This window comes from Ruminococcus hominis (assembly GCF_014287355.1).
In the GTDB taxonomy this organism is placed as follows: Bacteria; Bacillota; Clostridia; order Lachnospirales; family Lachnospiraceae; genus Schaedlerella; species Schaedlerella hominis.
This window is the reverse complement of record NZ_JACOPE010000001.1, coordinates 1,014,415-1,034,197: the sequence shown is the minus strand read 5'-3', so window position 1 is coordinate 1,034,197 and position 19,783 is coordinate 1,014,415. Positions and strand designations below refer to the sequence as shown.

16 protein-coding genes and 1 pseudogene are annotated in these 19,783 nt (G+C 33.6%); 2 read left to right on the top strand and 15 right to left on the bottom strand.

The window, feature by feature from the left end; translation table 11 throughout:
• Positions 1-266: 266 nt before the first annotated feature.
• Positions 267-1,382, bottom strand: a complete 1,116-nt coding sequence (locus tag H8S40_RS04495; RefSeq protein WP_186864674.1) for a hypothetical protein — start codon at positions 1,380-1,382, stop codon at positions 267-269.
• A 748-nt stretch (positions 1,383-2,130) separates the two neighbouring features.
• Between H8S40_RS04495 and H8S40_RS04490 the strand changes: the two genes are divergently transcribed.
• A complete protein-coding gene (locus H8S40_RS04490) occupies positions 2,131-3,186 on the top strand; it encodes a helix-turn-helix domain-containing protein (RefSeq protein ID WP_117991214.1) in 1,056 nt (351 codons plus the stop codon).
• 194 nt (positions 3,187-3,380) lie between these two features.
• On the opposite strand, the gene H8S40_RS16305 is transcribed toward H8S40_RS04490, so the two are convergent.
• The 6 genes from H8S40_RS16305 to H8S40_RS04465 all read right to left on the bottom strand — a co-directional run bounded on the left by H8S40_RS16305 (position 3,381) and on the right by H8S40_RS04465 (position 9,486).
• Positions 3,381-3,512, bottom strand: a complete 132-nt coding sequence (locus H8S40_RS16305; protein WP_279286785.1) for a hypothetical protein — start codon at positions 3,510-3,512, stop codon at positions 3,381-3,383.
• A gap of 178 nt (positions 3,513-3,690) precedes the next feature.
• Positions 3,691-4,236: a hypothetical protein gene (locus H8S40_RS04485; protein ID WP_117991208.1), complete on the bottom strand. Its 546-nt coding sequence runs from the start codon at positions 4,234-4,236 to the stop codon at positions 3,691-3,693.
• A 480-nt stretch (positions 4,237-4,716) separates the two neighbouring features.
• Positions 4,717-6,102, bottom strand: coding sequence for an APC family permease (locus H8S40_RS04480; protein WP_243238181.1), 1,386 nt, complete (start codon positions 6,100-6,102; stop codon positions 4,717-4,719).
• A 41-nt stretch (positions 6,103-6,143) separates the two neighbouring features.
• Positions 6,144-7,277, bottom strand: coding sequence for a tyramine oxidase subunit B (locus tag H8S40_RS04475; protein ID WP_117991202.1), 1,134 nt, complete (start codon positions 7,275-7,277; stop codon positions 6,144-6,146).
• Positions 7,278-7,294: 17 nt separating this feature from the next.
• A complete protein-coding gene (locus H8S40_RS04470) occupies positions 7,295-8,548 on the bottom strand; it encodes an ATP-grasp domain-containing protein (RefSeq protein ID WP_117991199.1) in 1,254 nt (417 codons plus the stop codon).
• A 95-nt stretch (positions 8,549-8,643) separates the two neighbouring features.
• A complete protein-coding gene (locus H8S40_RS04465) occupies positions 8,644-9,486 on the bottom strand; it encodes a helix-turn-helix domain-containing protein (RefSeq protein WP_186864673.1) in 843 nt (280 codons plus the stop codon).
• A gap of 241 nt (positions 9,487-9,727) precedes the next feature.
• Here H8S40_RS04465 and H8S40_RS04460 point away from each other — a divergent pair.
• Positions 9,728-11,059 (top strand): annotated as a pseudogene (locus H8S40_RS04460) (transposase); the annotation flags it as partial.
• A gap of 256 nt (positions 11,060-11,315) precedes the next feature.
• Here the strand turns inward: H8S40_RS04460 and H8S40_RS04455 are convergent.
• Genes H8S40_RS04455 through H8S40_RS04420 form a run of 8 tightly spaced genes read right to left on the bottom strand, consistent with a single transcriptional unit; the run spans position 11,316 to position 19,756 of the window.
• Entirely contained in the window at positions 11,316-12,419 is a 1,104-nt protein-coding gene (locus H8S40_RS04455) for a DegT/DnrJ/EryC1/StrS family aminotransferase (protein WP_117991194.1), read from the bottom strand.
• A gap of 1 nt (position 12,420) precedes the next feature.
• Complete coding sequence (locus tag H8S40_RS04450) at positions 12,421-13,863, bottom strand: lipopolysaccharide biosynthesis protein (RefSeq protein ID WP_117991192.1); 1,443 nt, start codon at positions 13,861-13,863, stop codon at positions 12,421-12,423.
• Position 13,864: 1 nt separating this feature from the next.
• Positions 13,865-14,878 carry a glycosyltransferase gene (locus tag H8S40_RS04445; protein ID WP_117991189.1) on the bottom strand — a complete coding sequence of 338 codons (1,014 nt, stop codon included), beginning with the start codon at positions 14,876-14,878 and terminating at the stop codon, positions 13,865-13,867.
• Positions 14,879-14,902: 24 nt separating this feature from the next.
• Positions 14,903-16,267 carry a hypothetical protein gene (locus tag H8S40_RS04440; protein ID WP_117991186.1) on the bottom strand — a complete coding sequence of 455 codons (1,365 nt, stop codon included), beginning with the start codon at positions 16,265-16,267 and terminating at the stop codon, positions 14,903-14,905.
• Positions 16,264-17,037: a glycosyltransferase family A protein gene (locus H8S40_RS04435; RefSeq protein WP_117991183.1), complete on the bottom strand. Its 774-nt coding sequence runs from the start codon at positions 17,035-17,037 to the stop codon at positions 16,264-16,266. Before H8S40_RS04435 ends, H8S40_RS04440 begins: the two co-directional genes overlap by 4 nt.
• 9 nt (positions 17,038-17,046) lie before the next feature.
• Positions 17,047-17,832 carry a glycosyltransferase family 2 protein gene (locus H8S40_RS04430; RefSeq protein ID WP_186864672.1) on the bottom strand — a complete coding sequence of 262 codons (786 nt, stop codon included), beginning with the start codon at positions 17,830-17,832 and terminating at the stop codon, positions 17,047-17,049.
• Between the two features lie 5 nt (positions 17,833-17,837).
• Positions 17,838-18,533, bottom strand: a complete 696-nt coding sequence (locus H8S40_RS04425) for a sugar transferase (protein ID WP_117991179.1) — start codon at positions 18,531-18,533, stop codon at positions 17,838-17,840.
• Between the two features lie 17 nt (positions 18,534-18,550).
• Entirely contained in the window at positions 18,551-19,756 is a 1,206-nt protein-coding gene (locus H8S40_RS04420; protein ID WP_186864671.1) for a DegT/DnrJ/EryC1/StrS family aminotransferase, read from the bottom strand.
• Between the last annotated feature and the right edge of the window lie 27 nt (positions 19,757-19,783).

The window sequence follows — 19,783 nt, the reverse complement described above, 5'->3', positions numbered from 1 at the left end:
ATTACACGTTCTCCTTAAAACATTTTTTATCTTCTATTGATTTTTGTACTCCCTTGGACTGATGCCTTCTGCTTTTCGGAATATTCGACTAAAATTGCTGCATAACAGCCATTTGCAGATTTTCATTTCAACTCAAAACTGCTGCTCCACAGATTCCATAATCTATTTCACAGCAGCTTATCATTCTTTTTCATTTCTCTATATCTATTCCATTAGACACAACCTCTTATATTTTTTCATGAAAACCTTCATGTTTTCATATATACTCATCCTACATCCCTGCTTTTCAACAATTCTTCATACTTCTTCTGTGCGTTCTCTGTATATTCCTCTTGAATCATCCCCTGAGCTGATGAAATATCATGATATCGTTCTGCCATATACTTATAGATCATATCTTGCGTCTCATCATCCATTTCATACTCCAACGATTTCATACAATAATAAATACTGTATGTATAATAATACAAAATTGCAGTTTGATTTGTTGTTTGTTTCTGATACTCAATTGCGTAATATTGGGCGTCATTTGCTATGCGCCACCAATTTTCATAGCAACCTTCCTCTTTTTCCATTTTCTCAATCAATTTCATACGCTGCTCCATTCGATCATCTAATGCTATCGAATTTGGAGCCATTACGTTCCATTCATCCAAATATTCCATGGAAGCAGTTGCATTTACTTTATCTTGAAATGCCTCCTGCATTCTTGAAAGTTTTGCCATAGTATCACTATCTTCTTTTTTTATCTTTTTATCTTTAATACAATCACTTTTTTTTGCACAATATTGCTTTACCCACTTCTTATCCAGCTTGGTCTGAAAAACAGCTTTTTCAACACTTTCTTCCAATTCCGATTTTCTTCCCGGCTCTGCAAGAACAAACGAATATCCATCCGGTTTCTTCTCTCGACTGCTATCCACTTTCTCATCCATTTGCAAGTTTTCGGACTCATCAATTTCCGACTCTTGCATCGTCATCTTACGCTGCATTGAGTCATATTCTTTATCCGATGAAGTATCTACTATCTCTTCTGTATCTTTTTCTTCTGAATCTTTTTCTTCTGAATTCTCTGCTTTTCCGCCTTCATCCAGCTTCAAAAAGTTGGTTCCTATCACATTTGACACATACCGACACCCAAGAATTGCTCCCCGAGTCGGATGACAATATGCAACTCCAGGAGATATCAGCACAAATACAACACTAATAAGCGTAATCCACCATCTTGTACATAATGGTTTTATAAAAGAAAACAGGCTATATACTGCACGATAAAGTACAACCCAATAAAGTGGTAATTCTTGTTCTTCATATTTTCGCTTATATTCTATTTTCCTACATGCTTTTTCTAAAGCTGTGTAAATTTTTTTGTGATTACGCACTGCCGATACAACCACCGAAGTGTCTACAGGCAATACTATTATTGGAGAAAATATGATTTTTATTTTACTAATAATTTGGTCTAATGGGAGTAAATTAAACAGTATTTCTTCCAAAACTAAAATTACAATAGCTGTAATTATATAGTCTCGGACCCTCCCATATTTCACATCATCACCTTCTGTCTGTCTGTAACCTATTATTTTGGTCTTTTTCTTTATGTATCTCTACCCAATCTGTTCCAAAGAGCAATGTTCTACCTCCTTTTTTTCGCAAATTGTACTTGACAAACAAAATAAATTTAATTATAATAAGTTAAGTTGTTTAGAAAATAACAATTTTACTATTATAATGTTTTATCTTCAAACTTAAGCATTCCACTTGAGTTATGATTAGCTGTAAAATACGATGTATTTTAAGTGCCAATTAAAATACGGTATTTTATCACATTATAATTTCAAATCATTATGTTACAATTTGTTGATAATGATTTTACAATTTTTTACAGAGAATCTCGCAAGGCAATTTCTCTGCTACAGATTATAACATTACTATGCATATTTGTCAATATGCATAGTTTTTTTATGTTTATTTTACTATTTTTATTCACTTCAAATAAAATAATGTTTTCTTATTGTACTATTCACCAATATTCTGGTTGACCATCTTTTTCAAATTTGATACTATTTATATAGATGTTACTTACTATTTACGAAATATTAATAAATCTAAGGGAGGGGAAATTTCCATATGACAAACAAAGAAATCCTACAAGCCATTATCGACAAGATTAAACAAGAAATGAAACGACAAAATTTATCTCAAGAAGACCTTGCAAATCTTTGCACAAAAAAAATCAAAGAAAAAGATCCCCATGCTAAAGGAATCTCACAGAGTTCTATTTCAAATATTTTAAAGAAACCCTCTTCTGCCACACTGTCAAATCTTCTAAAGATTTGTGATGGTCTTGATTTGAGTTTATTTGCAATTTTCCGTTCAATCAATAATTCTCTTGCTTCAAATAACAATGCTCTAATATATGATATATCCAATCCGGCATTCAAAGGATATTCTTCTGAATCGGAAATGTATATTTATTTTCTTTCTACAGAGAGCAACCATGCAGATGAATTAATCTGTGCTGAATTAGAAATGGGAGACTTTTATCACACCAACGAATGTATCGTTCGCTTACAAATCGACACAAATCAGCACAATAAAAATGAACATACTCCTAACTACAAAAAATATCAAGGAAATATGATTATTTATCATAACGCATCCATCTTTATCCATCTGCTTTCCTGTGATTCCGGGGATGTTTGGTCTTTGATATTCAATCATGGTGACCTAAACACCAATCCTTTAACTTGTTCTCTCGGTTGCGCTGTTACATTATCAAGCGGAAAGGGACATCGCTACCCTACAATTCATTTTGCGTATTTAAGTACAAAAAAATTATCACTTGAAGCGAGAGCACTTACTAAAGATTTACTCCGCCTTCATAGTGAACATATCATCATTTCAGCAAAAAATCTGGATCTTTTTTTTAAATCAGAAGATGTGGACGATGCCTTCAAAAACAAACTCCGCTCCACCATTGCAGAAAAGACTTCTACTTACTCTAAATGGCATGATTCAGATTCGTACTTATTACCTATAAAAGCTTTAGAATCTTCTTCACCGATTAATTCACAAAAAACATATGAGGCAATTGCCAGATTACTACATTATTCATCTAATCCTAGCTCTTATACTATCAGTCCTGAGGAAGATAATAAACTACATCACTTATTGAATGAATAGAAATTCAACGTCCTTACGAATAAAATCGAATTTTGCACGATGCAAAATTCGATTTTATTCGTAAAAGGCAATATTCTTCCAGCCTTTTTAATAAGTAAGTGCTTCAAAAAATAGCATAATTGTTAACTTCCAGAAATTTTACAACCAAATTGATCTTCTCCTGATGTAATCGATACAGATCAAAAACACACTATTTAGTATCCGTTCATAAACTCATCCAATTCTTCCAGTGCTTCTCTCAATTCCGGATTTCTTTCTCTTGATATTAATTGAGACAGTTGCATCAATTGCAAAGGGGCTGGTTCACAAGCTACATCATATGACATGTGAACCAGCTCCCATAGAAAATCAGCCTTTTTTGTTTTTGGATGATTCATACAGTATTCGTCAATTATAATTCTAGAGTATTCGTCTATGCCTATTCACCTCTTTTTTCTTTCCCTTGAATAAAATCTAAGATTTCCCCATAAAAATTTATTAGTGCCTGACATCTTGTGTCTCACATTAATGGTGCATGTTATGTATAACGCGCTCTGCCTCTCTATTTGCTTGCAACAACACTTCCAAACTTAGAGATTCCGTATCCTCATATTCTAATATCGCCTGTTCAATTATTCGCATCGCACAAATATACCCCTCACCGACTTTATCAAATCTTAAAATAGTTTGTAACGTAGTTGTAATCGTTGCCATCACAGATACAAATATACGAATAAACAAAGACAAATTTGCATCCATAACCATATAAATTGTTATTGTAGTAAAACTAATTGAAGCAACAACTAAAAAGTAATGAACTCCGATAAAAAAGCCATAACAAATTCTAAACATCCTTTGTTTATGATAATACATTTCAGGTGCTTTTTTCTTAAAAGGTTTTTCACTATCTTCAAAAAACTTTTTTCCTAAATCCTTTTTTGAATAAAAATGTAGAAAAAAGCCACATATTGCAATTACAATCCCTATTACAACTCCAATCACAAAAATAACCCACATGATTTTGCCTACCTCACTATAGTCAAATTTTCCTTGAAAATCAAGAATTTTCAATAATATCTAACACCTTGTGTTTTCTACTTATCAAAATAATGCAAATTTTTCTTCAATGGAATTCTCAGATGCAACTCAAACGACAATTCATTCAAAACTTCCACTGATAAACCATTCATTTTCAGCAATTGTTCATTCATAAGCATGTCTCTTTAGCAGAATCTTTTTCTTATGTTACCACGGATGTACCAAATTATCAAGTCATTAAGAATCCCCTCTGCTTTTGTGATTCACCGCAGCAAAGTATCGGCTTTAATTTAAAACTGGCTGTTCTGCCAGTTCTAAATTTTATCTTTCTCATAAATACGTTAAAGCGAATTTATATGTTTATAGAAATTTAATGGTGTCTGTCACCTAGTATTTATTTATACGTTAACCCGAATTTATCTGTTCATAAAAACTTAATGGTGCCTGTCACCTGGTATTTTGCAGAAAAGCCGCCTTGTTATTGAAGAATCTTCTGGTGCAATAACCACTCTCCTATTTGCCAAATCTATCCTTATATCTTCGTTTACATACCATTGCAAATATAGCTCCTAATAAAGTCCAGCCTCCTGCTATTGCAAATTCCTGATTGGATAACGTACATCCCGTTCCAGGGAACAGATACATTACACACATAATCCCTGACATAGAAATAGCCATAAACCCAATAAATTTATAATTTTTCACTTTATATGGGCGTTTTAAGTTTGGCTCGGTTTTTCTCAATTTTACAAAAGCCATTGAAACAATAAAATACGTTAAACAACATGCAAAACTTGCACTATTAGAAATCCAAATCAACATCTCTCGTCCAAAAAAAACTGAGATAATTGACAATGCTCCAATAAGCATTAGCGAAAGATGCGGTGTCTTATACTTTGGATGTGTTTTTGAAAAAACATAAGGAATCATACATGAGTCCGCCATAGCCATTAATGCGCGACTACCGCCTAACATAAATGAATTCCAACTTGTCACAATCCCACACATACCACCTAATATAAGCACTTTTGCCATCACTTCACTATTAAAAATTTTTTTCATTGCATCAGCAGTGACAAGTCCACTTCTAGCAACTGAATCTGCCACCTCAAATGTATTCATTGCATACCCAACTGCTAGTACAACTAAACCATAAAAAGCCACTGCTAAGGCAATAGAAAAAACCAAAAGTTTTCCAAGCTTTTTTAAAGGAACATTAATTTCTTCTGCTGCCTGAGGAATGACATCAAAGCCAAATAAAAAGAATGGTGCAACCATCGCTATAGACATAATACTTCCAATAACACTTTTCATGTTTCTCCCAACAAACATTTGTCCATACAAATTTGAAGGATCTCCCTTTAATGCAGACATGACTATAAGAATTATCCCCACTCCAGCAATTGTAATAGTAAGAATCTTTTGCAAAACAGCAGCTGCTTTAACACCTTTTATATTTATCCAGGTAATCAACATCGAAAAAAATATTGCAACCATTAACCAACTTAAATATATATCAAATCCACAAACTGTATATAAGTATCCTTTTAAAAAATTTGGAAAAATATACTGAATAATTGTAGGAAGCGAACAAGCTTCAAAACATACTACCCCAATATAACTCAATATAACGGCCCATGTACATATGAATGCTCCTACTGGTCCAAACGCTCTCTGACTAAACACTTTTGCTCCACCACTTTCTGGCATAGCAGTAGTAAGCTCCGCATATACTAATCCGACAAAATATATCATTATTCCTCCGATTAAAAATGCAATCATAGTTCCAATGGTTCCTGCGCTTTGTATCCATCCACCGGACGAAACAACCCATCCCCATCCAATCATTGCTCCAAAAGCAACAACCAAAACATCACCTGTATTTAATACCTTCTTCAACCCATCTTCATTCGCCCTTGTTTTCATCTACAAACCTTTCATTAAAGAGCTGGACTATTCCAAACATTCAGCTTAGTACCAATCCCGTTTTTAAGTGCATTCTGATATACATCATGTCCCCATGCAACATCTTCAATAGGCATTCCTCCAACAGCATAAAGAATAATCTGCTCATCGCTATCTCTTCCATTCTTTTCTCCTGAAAGAATTTCGCCAATCTCAGTAATTGATTCTCTAGAAATTCTACCTTCTGTAACAGCATCATAAAATCCCATACCTAAAAGTGTGGATACGTTCTTCTGTGTAGGAAGCGGTTGTTCACTTCCCCATCCATCATACATCGCATAATTATCGGATATAAGTTTTACTTCTTTATCTGCTAAAAAATCAGTATCAACCAATAATGCAGAAGCAGCAATTACTAATGCACCTTTTTTTAGCCATTCTTTTTTTACAGTCGGATTATCTTCATATTTTGCTGCATTAGTAGTACCATAAAACACAATATCTGCATCCTTGCATACGTCTGCTAAATCATCACACACAATATACTCTTTAATATTGGGGAAATTTTCTCTACAGTAAGACACAAAAGAATCTATCCCTTTCTGACTCCTTCCTTTAACTCTTACTGTATCAATAGTCGGCTGCGCAGAAATAAATGCATTCATTGTATATCTACTCATTGTTCCTGGACCGATAATTGCTACCGTTTTCGGATTCTTAGCTGTGAGATGTCGTACTCCAACACCAGCTGTTGCGCCTGTTCTCATCGCACTAAGAATATTTGCAGACATATAAGCTAAAGGTGCACCTGTTGTAGCATCCATTAGCTGCATCATAAGAATTGATCTAGGCAATCCTTTCTGTGTATTATCAGGATTTGATCCATAAGTCTTAATACCAAACATTTTAAACCTTCCACCTAAATATGCCGGCATTGCCATAAATCTAAAATCTGGCTTATGCGTTGGCATCCCCTCAATGGTTGTTTTCTTCGGGAATGAGACACGGATACCATGCTCGTTAGCATTTTCTCCACCCATTCTATAATCGCCCTTATGCAAAAGAATAAACATATCTTCAATGGAATCAATACATTTTTCCATATTCTTAACCCCCGCCTGGATCATGTCCTGTTCATTCAGATAAATAAACTCTACTTTAGTACTCATTATTTTTTCTCCATTCACTATCTATCAATTCTACTTGTATCAAATCTTGCAAAAATAACATCCTCACCATTTGCATCTGTAGCCGTAAGCGTTGAATTAACAAAATTTATTGTATTTATCAATTCTTCAGTATTGGCACATAATAAATCCGCTTCTCCCAATCTTTGGTTTACATTATACGCCCAGACAATTTTTTCACCTTCTTTACATCTCGGTAAATAAGAAATCACATTCCCATTAGCACTTACTTCCATCTCTCCACCTAAATGTGCAATTGTACAAGCTCGAACTGTTAAATATAAAACAGCTGCTCTAAATCCATTAATAAAAGCCGCCTCTCTTGGTATCTCAATATCTGTCTTTCCATATAATGCAATTTGAATCATCGCTTTCATTAAATCTACATTAAATACTTTCTTGAACACTAATTCATAGTCTACCCCTGGGAATCTCAAACCCGGATCAAAAAATCTAAAACGCCCATTATCTTCAAATCCCTGCATAAAAATAGGACCATTTTTTATTCCAAGTTTTTTGAACATCTTTACTACATTAGAATGTACCGTTTCTATATATCTCTTTGTATATCTAGAAGGCATTACTGCACAAGAGACAACTTTCTCCATATGCATATCTTCGGCTCCACAATAATTATCACTCGTTCTAAGCAAATATGGCTCACCATCTACAAAGAAATATGTTACATGAAACTCTCGACTTCCACTCATATACTTTTCAACTAAGATATCTCCATTTGAAGATTCTGATTTTGCAATTTCCATTGCTGAAAGTAATTCTTCCATAGTATAACAAACGTTTTGACCTCTTGATCCTCTACTATCAACAGGTTTGACAAATACAGGAAATTCAACATTTCCAGCTTTTATGTCCCTCTCACTGAATTCATCAATTGTATCAACACCATTTTCTTTGCACATTTTCTTAAAGGCATGCTTATCGGTCATTTTAAAAAACTGTTCTTCATCACCATAGCATGGAAGTTTTAATTCTTTACAAATCTGAAAATATGGACGCTGACACGGATCAAGCCACCCACTTATAACACCATCAATTTCGCTTTCTTTTGCCTTTTCCACGATACCATCAACATCATAGATATTTAAATTCCAATATTCATCAGCAACCTTTTTTCCTGGTGAATCTTCATATGGAACATTATCTGTAGTAATTGTATATATTCCCATTTCTTGAGCAGCTTTTATCAATTTCACATGTACAGATGCACTACCTAAAACAAGTATTTTTTTCATACTCCACCTTCTATTCTATTTTTATTTTATATGATATCCACTTTCAGCTATCACTATTTCATATTATATAAATCCTACCGAATCCTGTAAACCAACTATTGGTTTACATTAATTATTCTTCTACTAATAATTTCATCAAGATCTGCTATCCTTTCACCAGTATTTTCTTCCATCATTTTAACAAATCCGGCCATTTGATAGACTTTTTCATAACTGTTCAAATTAAAATGAATCATTCCTCTGACCATCGTTTCAACGTTTACTTGTTGGTTAATTATTGTATCAAATGACTTCATCTCTTTATTGTGTGAATCAAATACATACGGTAATGCATAGTATTTATTGATATTTTCTTCACTCGATATCACCGCCTTCTTATCACTATCGACAAACAAAGGATACTTACCTTTCGCTTTCATTGTAGCTATCACAGTAACCTTATCTCGTGACATAGCGCGCATAAAATGTTTTGTCAGATTAGGTCCATATATAAACTGATTTCCATAAATAACAAATACATTCTTCGTAAACTTATGGTTTAGTTCTGAACTAATGCTAATATTGATGCCTTCTACTTTAATCGGTTTACATTTTCCTATTATCCTAATATCTCCTATTCCTACAAGTAAAAATTGTGAAATCAAATAATGAATAAGTAATTTATTATAAATAATAGTTTCCGCGGGAATAGCATCATCTAATATCAATAAACCTCCCCATTGGTTTGTCTGCTCATGACCATACATTATGCTTTCAATATCTGTATCCAATAAAATACAGAGTTGATTAAGCAATGAAGTATCTGGGAAAGTAATTCCTCTTTCCCATTTTGATATAGCTTTATCACTAATACCTAATTTTTCAGCTAAAGAAGACTGAGTAAATCCTGCTGATTTTCTTAATTTGGCTATTGTTTTCCCTGTATTATCTAGATTCATTTTTGCTCATCATTTCCACCTACTCCATTTTTCTCAAGCACAACTAGGCGTTACTCCTTTCATTTAGTTCCTATTTTTTAGGCGTTTGCGAAACGCCAAATACCGCATAAATACGGCATTTTTTGTTGTTAAAATAAAATATCTCCTCAAGGTTTATGGTAAAATAGAGTTGACTAGAAAACTAAATACCAATCCACCTTAAAGGAGATATATCTATATGATAACACATAAGTAACTCACTTTGGCAGAAGTTTTTGAAGATTGTCAAAATAAATTCGACAACCATAAATATCAGTTTCTTTCTCTTCTCAGCGAAGCCCTTAACCTCGATGAAATTGTTCCTGTTTCTTTTGTTTCTCATTTTCATGCTCGATCCGGAAGGTCACGCAAGCACCAGCTTTATCCTATGCTCAAGGCACTTCTACTCCAGCGTATTTTTTCAATCCCGACTGACACGCTCCTTATTGTATTTTTGAAATACTCTCAGTAACTACGTGATTTCTGCGGTTTTGATGTTGTACCAGATGGTTCAAAATTCACTCAATTTAAACAGGATTTCTTAGTGGACTTACAAGCTATGTTCGATCATCTTGTAGACCCGACTGAACCGATATGTCAAAAACTGAATCCTGCTCTTGCCAGCATGACGATCTATGCCACCTCCGGTATTGAAGCATGGGTTACGGGAAATAATCCAAAGTATGCCAACCGTATTATTAAACAACTAAAGGTTTTTAAGAAATCCCATAACCTTGATGATTCCTATGAGCCTTACAAAGCCGCTTATGGTTCCATGCCAACTCATGCTACATCCAACCAGGCAATCCAGCAGATGTACATCAGCGATCACTTCTGTTATGCCTATAAATTCGGTATCGTCACAAATGGACTTGGCATTGTCCGCGACATATCTTTCTACAACAAGGATTTCCTAAATGCACATCCTGATATTGTTGTAGAAAAAAAATCGGATTCTCCAGATGAGGATAAATCGCTTGCTGACTCAAAAGCTTTGCTTCCTGTTTTGATCGATTTTTTCCAAAAGCATCCCTTGATAGAACCAACAACTTTTCTTGGCGATGCAACTTTTGATACAATTGAAATCTATAAATCTCTTTTCACTGACATCGGATTTCGTAAGGCTTTTATTCAAAACTATCCATGGAAGGAACAGACTACACAGTTAATGAAAATGGTATTCCCTGCTGTCCTCATGATCCAACACTTCCTATGAAACGGGAAGGAAGCAAATCTCATTTACGGAGCAAACTTCCTACAATGAAGTTTGTATGTCCAAAAATGAAATGGGAATATAATCCTGCCGACAAGTCAAAACATCGGGTATGTCACTGCGATAATCCATGCACTACCTCGTCCTGCGGACGAATGATTTACATTTATCCAGAAAAGAATCTTCGCGCCTATCCTAGTGTGGAACGAGGTTCACAGGAATGGGAAGACACTTACAAAATCCGTGTAAATGTCGAAAAATCAATCAACCATTTCAAGGATAGTTTCTGCATTGCGAATCGTAAAACACAGAATGAAAAAACGCTTCATGCTGTTCTACTTCTTGCAGAAATTACACAGCTTGTTACTGTACTTGTTGCTGATAAAATCCACCAGTATCAATACATACGAAGTTTAAAACCTTTAATTGCCTGACCTTTGGTATTGATAATATTTTTTCTTCGCAGTCCATCTGTGAGGTCATTTTGTCATGTCTAATTTTGATATCACCTGCTTCTCATCTTAGGAATCTTGCATTGTAGGATTCCTACCGCATTTTTAATCAGGATTGTGAACTTGTTTCGCAATTATCTAAGTTCCTATTTTAAGATAACATCGCAAATTCTGTCTACGTCTTCTATCTTCAAATCAGCATAAAGTGGAAGTGTTAATACCCTAAGTGCCATATGTTGCGCAATTGGTGTTTTCTCGGTTCCAGCTGTAGGATAGTTTCTATAGCATTCAAAACTATTTGTAAGTGGATAAAAATATTTCCTTGCCCCAATCCCCTGCTCTGCGAGCTTTTCAAATATCTCATTTCTAGTATATTTATAACCATCAAAAACTACAGGAAAGTACGCATAATTTGATTCAACATTTTTCTGAATCGAAGAAAGTTTAATTCCTTCCGTTCCTGAAAGTCTTTCACGATACCTTTCAACAACTACTTTTCTCTTTGCAATTTCTTCTTTGAAATGACGTAAATTACAAATCCCCATTGCTGCCTGAAATTCATTCATCTTTGCATTTCCACCTATATAAGCAACTTCTTCCGGACCATGAATACCAAAATTCTTCTGATCATTTAAAAGTTGTACCCAAGAATCATTCTTGAAACATACACAACCACCCTCAATCGTATTAAACACCTTCGTAGCATGAAAACTAAACATAGATGCATCGCCAAAACATGCCGAAGAAACACCATTATATTTAATACCAAAAGCATGCGCTGCATCATAAATTACTTTTAATCCATATTTCTTTGCAATTCTATCGATTTCATCCACCTCGCACAGATTACCATATACATGTACCGGAACAATCGCAACAGTCTGATTCGTAATCAATGCTTCAATTTTTGAAGTATCAATTGTGTAATCTGATTCTCTTATATCGCAAAAAACCGGAACCAATCCGTTTCTCACAATTGCATGTGTTGTTGAGGCAAATGTAAATGGTGTAGTAATAACTTCTCCACCTTTTGGAAGATTTAATGCAGCTATCGCATTCTCTAATGCAAGATGTCCATTGGTGTAGAGAGTAACATGAGGAACAGTAAAAAATTCTTCCAGAGCGTTCTGCAATTCCTTATGTTTTACTCCCATATTTGTGAGCCAATGTGAATCCCACAGTTCTTTAATTTCCCTACAATACTCTTCATAAGAAGGCATTGAAGAACGTGTAACTAATATCTTTGACATTTTACATCCTCCTTTTTTTTATATATGATGTTGCAATTTCTAACAAATACTTAAATGATTCTAACCCAAATATAACCGAACCTACCACGTATACGATTCCCCCCGCAACTATCTGAATTAATAAGATAATTAAACTGTTACTCTCTAAGTATTTCAATGGATATACTATTACTCCCATCACACACGCCAAAGCAATATTAGGCATGATGTCTTTTACTTGTTCCATATATCCATAATTTAATAATTTTCTATTAGGCCATGAATTAATTATTTGGCTAGTAAGTGTAGTAAACAGCAAACTATATGCCATTGCTAAAACACCTAATTTCATAGTTAAAAGCAAAACAACAATTCCAATAATTTTCTTAAGAACCTCCAATCTCAAAAACAAATCACTTCTTCCCAATGCTTTAATTGCATTTAAATTTGCAGTATGTAGTGGATAAAACATAAATGTAATGCAAAAAATTCGAAGATATGGTAATGCCGGAATCCATTTTTCTGTAAGTACAACCCGTATCATTGGTTCTGCAACAGATGCTAACCCTAACATTAATGGAGCTATAATATATGTACTCAGCTTGATGGCTCTTCGTGTCATCTGTTTTACTTGCTCTCTTTTGTCTTGTACTGAGGCTAATGTAGGCAACAAAACACTATCTATGGAACTATTTACATTTGAGATTATAAAATCTGGAAATTGTCTTCCTCTATTATAATAAGCTAAATCTCCTGATGAATAGACACGTCCAATAATCAATTGCCTAATATTATTATAAATAGCTTCTAATAAACTAGATGCTAACAATTTCCATCCATAAGAGAATAAAACTTTAAATCTATTCCACGAAAATTCTCTTGTTGGACGCCATTTCACAGTAATCCATAATATAATTGTATCAACAATTACATTAAACAATTGTTGAGTAACTAAAGCCCATACTCCGAATCCATGATAAGCCATCCATATGCCCAATACTGCAGCTCCTAGTGTGCCTCCTAACGTTGCAAAGAAAAACTTTTTAAACATAAAATTCTTGGAAACATATGCCTGCTGAATATTTTTTACCCCAGAAACGATAATCTGCAGACCTAACACTCTTAAAACTGTAGCAAATTCTGGCAGAGAAAAAAATCCAGATATAAATGGTGCTAAGAAAAATATCAAGCCATATAAAACTAAGCACCATACAAGATTAAAGAAAAAAACTGTAGAAAAATCTGTTTGATCTGCGTCTTTTTTTTGAATTAACGCATTTCCTAAGCCACTATCCACAAAAACATTTGATATTGTAATAAAAACAGTAACCAAGGCGATTAGACCATAATCATCAGGAAGTAATATTCTTGCAAGAATCAGTTCTACACAGAACTTGACTATTTGAGCACCAGAACGTTCTGCAAATCTCCATAATAAATTTGTAAAAACCTTTTTATTATTCATATTACCTCCTCTCCTTTAGCCATTTATTATTGTTAGATTCCAAATGCTTCATATACATTTCCCTCATTGCCCTTGGTGCAAACAAAGATAATGCCAAAAACATCTTTCTAGATATAGGCAAATACGGTATTAATTTCCTATACTTCGCTGTGATTAATTCTCTTGGTTTTTTCAACAGAACTGCCTCTTGCATCTTATACACAGCTTCACGACTCCTACATATCTCTTTAAATCGACCATCTGTATATTTATCAAACTCAACATACATTTTATAAATCTGCGAAGCATGATTTGCCAGAGATTCTATATTCGATTTAGCATGTTGAACTGACCAACTCGTTATAACTCCACGGCGATAACAAGACATTTCTCTTTCTATATACGCCACATTTCCTAACGATCCAAAATATAAAAGATATGGAACATCCCCAACTCCATATGTCAATTTAAAGCTTGGCGGATTACTAATATACTCAATCCATTCATTTTTTCTAAACACATATGAACTTGTATGAAATCCATATCTCAATTTTAAAAATTCATCACGTTTTATAATACCCGTTTCTAGACTCTCATTAGGGAAGTAAACCCCAGTAGGAGCTCCATTCTCATATATTTCTTTTGTTTTATGAACGCTCATAAAGCAATTTTTGTCTGCATCCAGCATATCAATCTGTCTCTGTAATTTGGATGAATCTGACCAATAATCATCACCCTCACATACAGCAACATAATCTCCTTCAATATGTGGTAGAATAAATTTTTCTAAAATTTTCGCTCCTTTTGAATACTGATTTTCCTGTTGATAAATTCCATGTATCAAATTTGGGTACTGTATTTCATATCTTTTAATTATTTCAGCTGTATTGTCTGTTGATGCATCATCGTGAATAATAAATTTGACCGAAAAATTGGTGTTTTGAGAAAGAAATCCTTCAATTGTTTGTTCTATATAATTAGCATGATTAAATGCTAAACAATATACTGTAACCCTTATTTTTTTATCTTTGTTCATCTAAACTTCACCCCCAATTTTCAATTATTTAACTTTCGAAACAAACCATAAAACGAATGTAAATAAAAAATATGAAAGAATAAAATCTGTTCTAAGAAGTGGTACATTCGTCAAGTGGATTGCCAATTTAACCGCCATGACATTCATTATGCCCGAACCGTATTCTTGATATATCCCATCACTTTTATTCAAAACATAACTAATTAGCATTGGATATGTCAACACACCGACAATTCCTAAATTCATGTAAGCATCTGCAAACAACCCCGTATTTGGTGACGGAACATATCCTCCGAAATAATTGTCATTTATCATTTTTAAATACCCTTCTGAGTATGTACTAGGAATTATTTTTTGCAACAAGAAAGTGCCTTGAGACCACAATATTTTAGGTCCATTTTCAAAAAATGCATAGTATTTAGTATCTAGCCATGATGGCAAAAACATCTCTCGGCGTAGTATCAAAAAATAAAAATCATATCTTTTGAAAATCAAATATACAAGCAACGATGTAATTAAGAGAAGGAATATTCCAACCTCGAAATAGCTCGAAAACTTATCAACTCCCCCCCTCTTTTCTAAAAAAGCAATTGCAAAAACGATAACAATAAAAATCATTGCACTCTTACTTGAGTTAACACTAAATATGGACACTAAACATATAACACTAACAAGCCCTGCAAAATAATTTTTTTTCTTGATGGCTAAATACAAATAAAATGGAACTGTATATCCAGCCAAATTCATAATTAATGTAGCAATATATCCTACTGCCGTACTATCTATCGCATTCATGGTTTCAACATAGCTTTCTCTTGTTGTATAAACAGAATCACTAAAGATATTCAATGCAAATGTAAAACCATTATAAGAAATTTTATAGACTATACATATCAAACAAATCAAGAATAGAACCACACGCACTGCTCTTTTATTCAATAAATCTAATATCTTTTCTTGATTGTAATTAGCATATGTTTTAAACCCCTTCTCACTTTTAGTACTAATTGTAATCGCACCAATTTTCATTGCTTTACAGCAAAAAAACATCAATAGGAAAAAATAACTATTCGTTAGCACAAAATATTCCATTGTTTGATTATGAATTGAAAACGATGCATTAAGTGGTATGTAATATAATATAAATAAAACTTTTATTACCACACTCTTAAAATTATTAGCATAATAATTCTCTCTAAAATAAAAAGCCATAATAACAAAACTACATAATGCGAGTACTTCTTTCAGGGAATTAAAATTTATATCATACCCACCACCATAATACCAAAGACCATCTAATATCTTTATTGTAGTGATAACATATGTAATTCTAATTATTAACAAGAAAAGAATACTACTATTCTTTATTTTAGTTTTATCAATTATCATTTAAGTTCCTTTCCCCCTTTAATCATGAGGGTATACGCATTCATCCAACTAGTTTTATACTCTTTTCTTGCATGTCTTATTGAATCCTGTAAGCACAATAACTTCCATAGTTTTTTTGATATAGTTTTATACAATACGCCTTGATCAAAAAAATATTTCTGATTATACCCACTATTCCAAGTAGATTCTCTTTCTTCTGTAAGCTCTGCTATGCTAATTGGAACAGCATACATTTTTAAACCTTTTTTTAAACAATCAGATATAAAAATATTATCTTCTCCATGACAATGCGTCGTTCCACCGCCAAAACAGAGATTAAATAAAATACCATTTTCTCTAATTTTACTTAATTTTACTGCAATTCTAGCAGTGCCATATGTCAAGAAATTATAGAATCTAATTCTTTTCGTATCTTTAATAATGTAACGTGTTGGAACATCTTCAACCAAATTAAATGCAATAATGTCTGCATCCGGGTGATTTAAAAAAGCATTTTCAATAAGCTCTGTATAATTTTCAACATAAACCATATCATCATCAGCGAATAAACAAATATCACCTGTAGCTCTCATTAACGCGTTATTTCTATTAAGACCAACTCCTCGTTCTGAAAAATTCAAATACGTAGCTGAATACCCTCTATATTCAAACTGTTCTATAGAATTAAAATCACACTGATTTCCAACTATAACATCTGACTGTATATTCATTTTTTCTACTAAAGTATGATCATGTTGATTCATTGCCGCTACTAAAACTTGAACTTTCATAAAAACTCCTTATCTACTTTTCTCATAATTTCTTTTCTTCAATAAACCATAAAACATATTCCAACATGTATACCATACGGCAACAGCAGCTGGCTTTTCATCACACATATGAAATAAATCATAATGGCTTTTGAATTTTCTTCTGAATTTATCATGACTTATACTTACTTTACGAACTCTATACTTTGCCAGATTCTCTTTCAGCAAGTATGCACAAGTTCCTGGCTTTTTATATAACTGCAAGCGAATCGCATAATCATTATTTTTTTTAATATCTTTGATCTGAATAAGTCCAAATTCTTTTGCACTATACATCATTGTAAGCTGTCCGATATAATCGTAATTATACATTTTACGCTTATTAACTTTTTCAGGCCCGGATACATATATATTTAATGGATTAGACTCTTCATCAATCTTTTCATATTCTGTAAAAGAAAGTGTATATCCATTTTTCTTCATAAAATCAATCTGGTGTTCCAATTTCTCCGGTGTCCAAAGGTCATCAGAATCAAGAAATGCAATCCATTCTCCCTTTGCCTCTCTCATTGCTTTGTTGCGTGTCAATGCTGCACCAGAATTTTTTTCATTGTGAAAATATTTGATTCTTTCATCTTTAAAAGAAGCAACTACCTCATCGGTATTATCAGAAGAACAATCATCCACAATAAGCAGCTCCCAATTTGTATATGTCTGATTGATTACAGATTGTATTGTCTCTGCGATAAATCTTTCCGTATTCCATGATGGCATAATAATTGATACTAATCCATCAGCTACTTCTCTATTTTCCATAACTTTTATTCATAATCCTTTCCAAGTACTGCAAACACAGTTCTGAACATTGTGACAATCTCTCCCACAAATGAAAATCTTTTAATACTCTCAAGATTGTACCTCATTTTTCCTGGAAGAACTTCTTCTATATACACCTTATCTACATCTTCTGCACCATCTAACAATTCAGCTTCATCTTTATACCGAATGCTTGCCTCACTTGTGATTCCTGCCGGAAGCAACAATGTTGCCATATATTCTGGCTTATACTTTTCGACATACTTCACTGCCTCTGGTCGTGTACCTACAAAACTCATATCTCCAGAGATAAGATCAAACACCTGTGGCAATTCATCCAATCGGCATCCTCTAAGTTTTGCTCCCACTTTTGTTATACGGCTATCGTTTCCAACAGTTACAGCTGATCCAATCTTATCAGCATTACTAACCATTGTTCTGAATTTATGAATTTTAAAATGTTTACCGTATGTTGTAACTCTTTCCTGTCTGTAAAATACCGGACCTTCCGAGTCTAATTTAATCATAACAGCTATGATTACCATTGGAATTGCTAATATAATTAGGAGAATTACTCCACCAACTAAGTCCATTGCCCTTTTTAGAAACATACTTACTTTTTTCTTTTGTAGTAAATCATAATATTCTCTAACTGCATCATTCTTCATAAAATCAGGCAATGTTTCCCATTTTTTGAGCATCAATAATTCTCCCTCTATTAAATATGTTCCTTCACTATTCTGCAATACTGCTCAATCACATATTCCACTTCTTCATCTTTGAGTCTTGTATGAAGAGGTAATGTAATCTCATTTTCAAATCTCTTATATGCATTTGGATAATCTTTAATATCAAATCCAAGATTTTTATATGCAGTCATCATCGGCAATGGTTTGTAATGTACGTTGCAGGCAATACCTGCTTCTGCCATTTTCACGATAATTTCATGTCTCTGCTCTAAAGTAATTCCCGGAATTCTTGTAATATACAGATGTCCTGATGACTGATGTGCATCATTATAATGCTCTAACACTTCAATTCCAATTGGTTTAAATGCTGCATTATATTTTTCAATAATTTCTTTACGACGTGCAAGTATTCCTTTGTATCTCTGCATCTGTGCCAGACCGATTCCAGCCGCTACATCAGTCATATTACATTTATACCATGGTCCAACAATATCATACTCCCATGCACCTAACTGTGTTTTTGCAAGTGCGTCTTTTGATTGTCCATGTAAAGAAAGTAATTGATATTGATGATATAATTCTTCGTCGTCAATTCCTTCTATTGATTTCCATGTAACAGCACCACCCTCTGCTGTTGTAAAATTCTTAACAGCATGAAAGCTAAAGTTTGAAAAATCTGCAATACTTCCAACCATACTTCCATCATTCAGCTTTGCACCAAATGCATGAGCTGCATCTGCCATGACAATAACTCTGCCTATTGCCTCTTGAATTTTATTTGTTGGATGAAACATTGCTTTTTTCTTTTCTACAATAGAATAAATTTTCTCATAATCACATGGAATTCCAGCAAGATCAATTGGAATCACTACTTTTGTTTTCTCGCTAATTGCTGCTTCAAGTTGATTATAATCCATTTCTAATGAATCTTTCTGCGTATCAACCAAGATCAATTTTGCACCAACATGACAAACTACAGATGCTGTTGCTGTATAAGTATATGCGCTTGTGATTACTTCATCTCCTTCACCTATTCCAAGTAAACGCAAAGTCATCTCCGCACATGCAGTCTGTGACCCAAGACATACTGCCCTGCTTGTCCCACAAAAATCTGCTACCTGTCGTTCTAATTCTTTTGTCTTTGGACCTGTTGTAATCCAACCAGAACGCAAAGCTTCTGTAACCTGTTCAATTTCTAATTCACTAATATCCGGTGGTGAAAATGGTATTTGCATAATTCTTTCCTTCTCTCTTTATCTGCT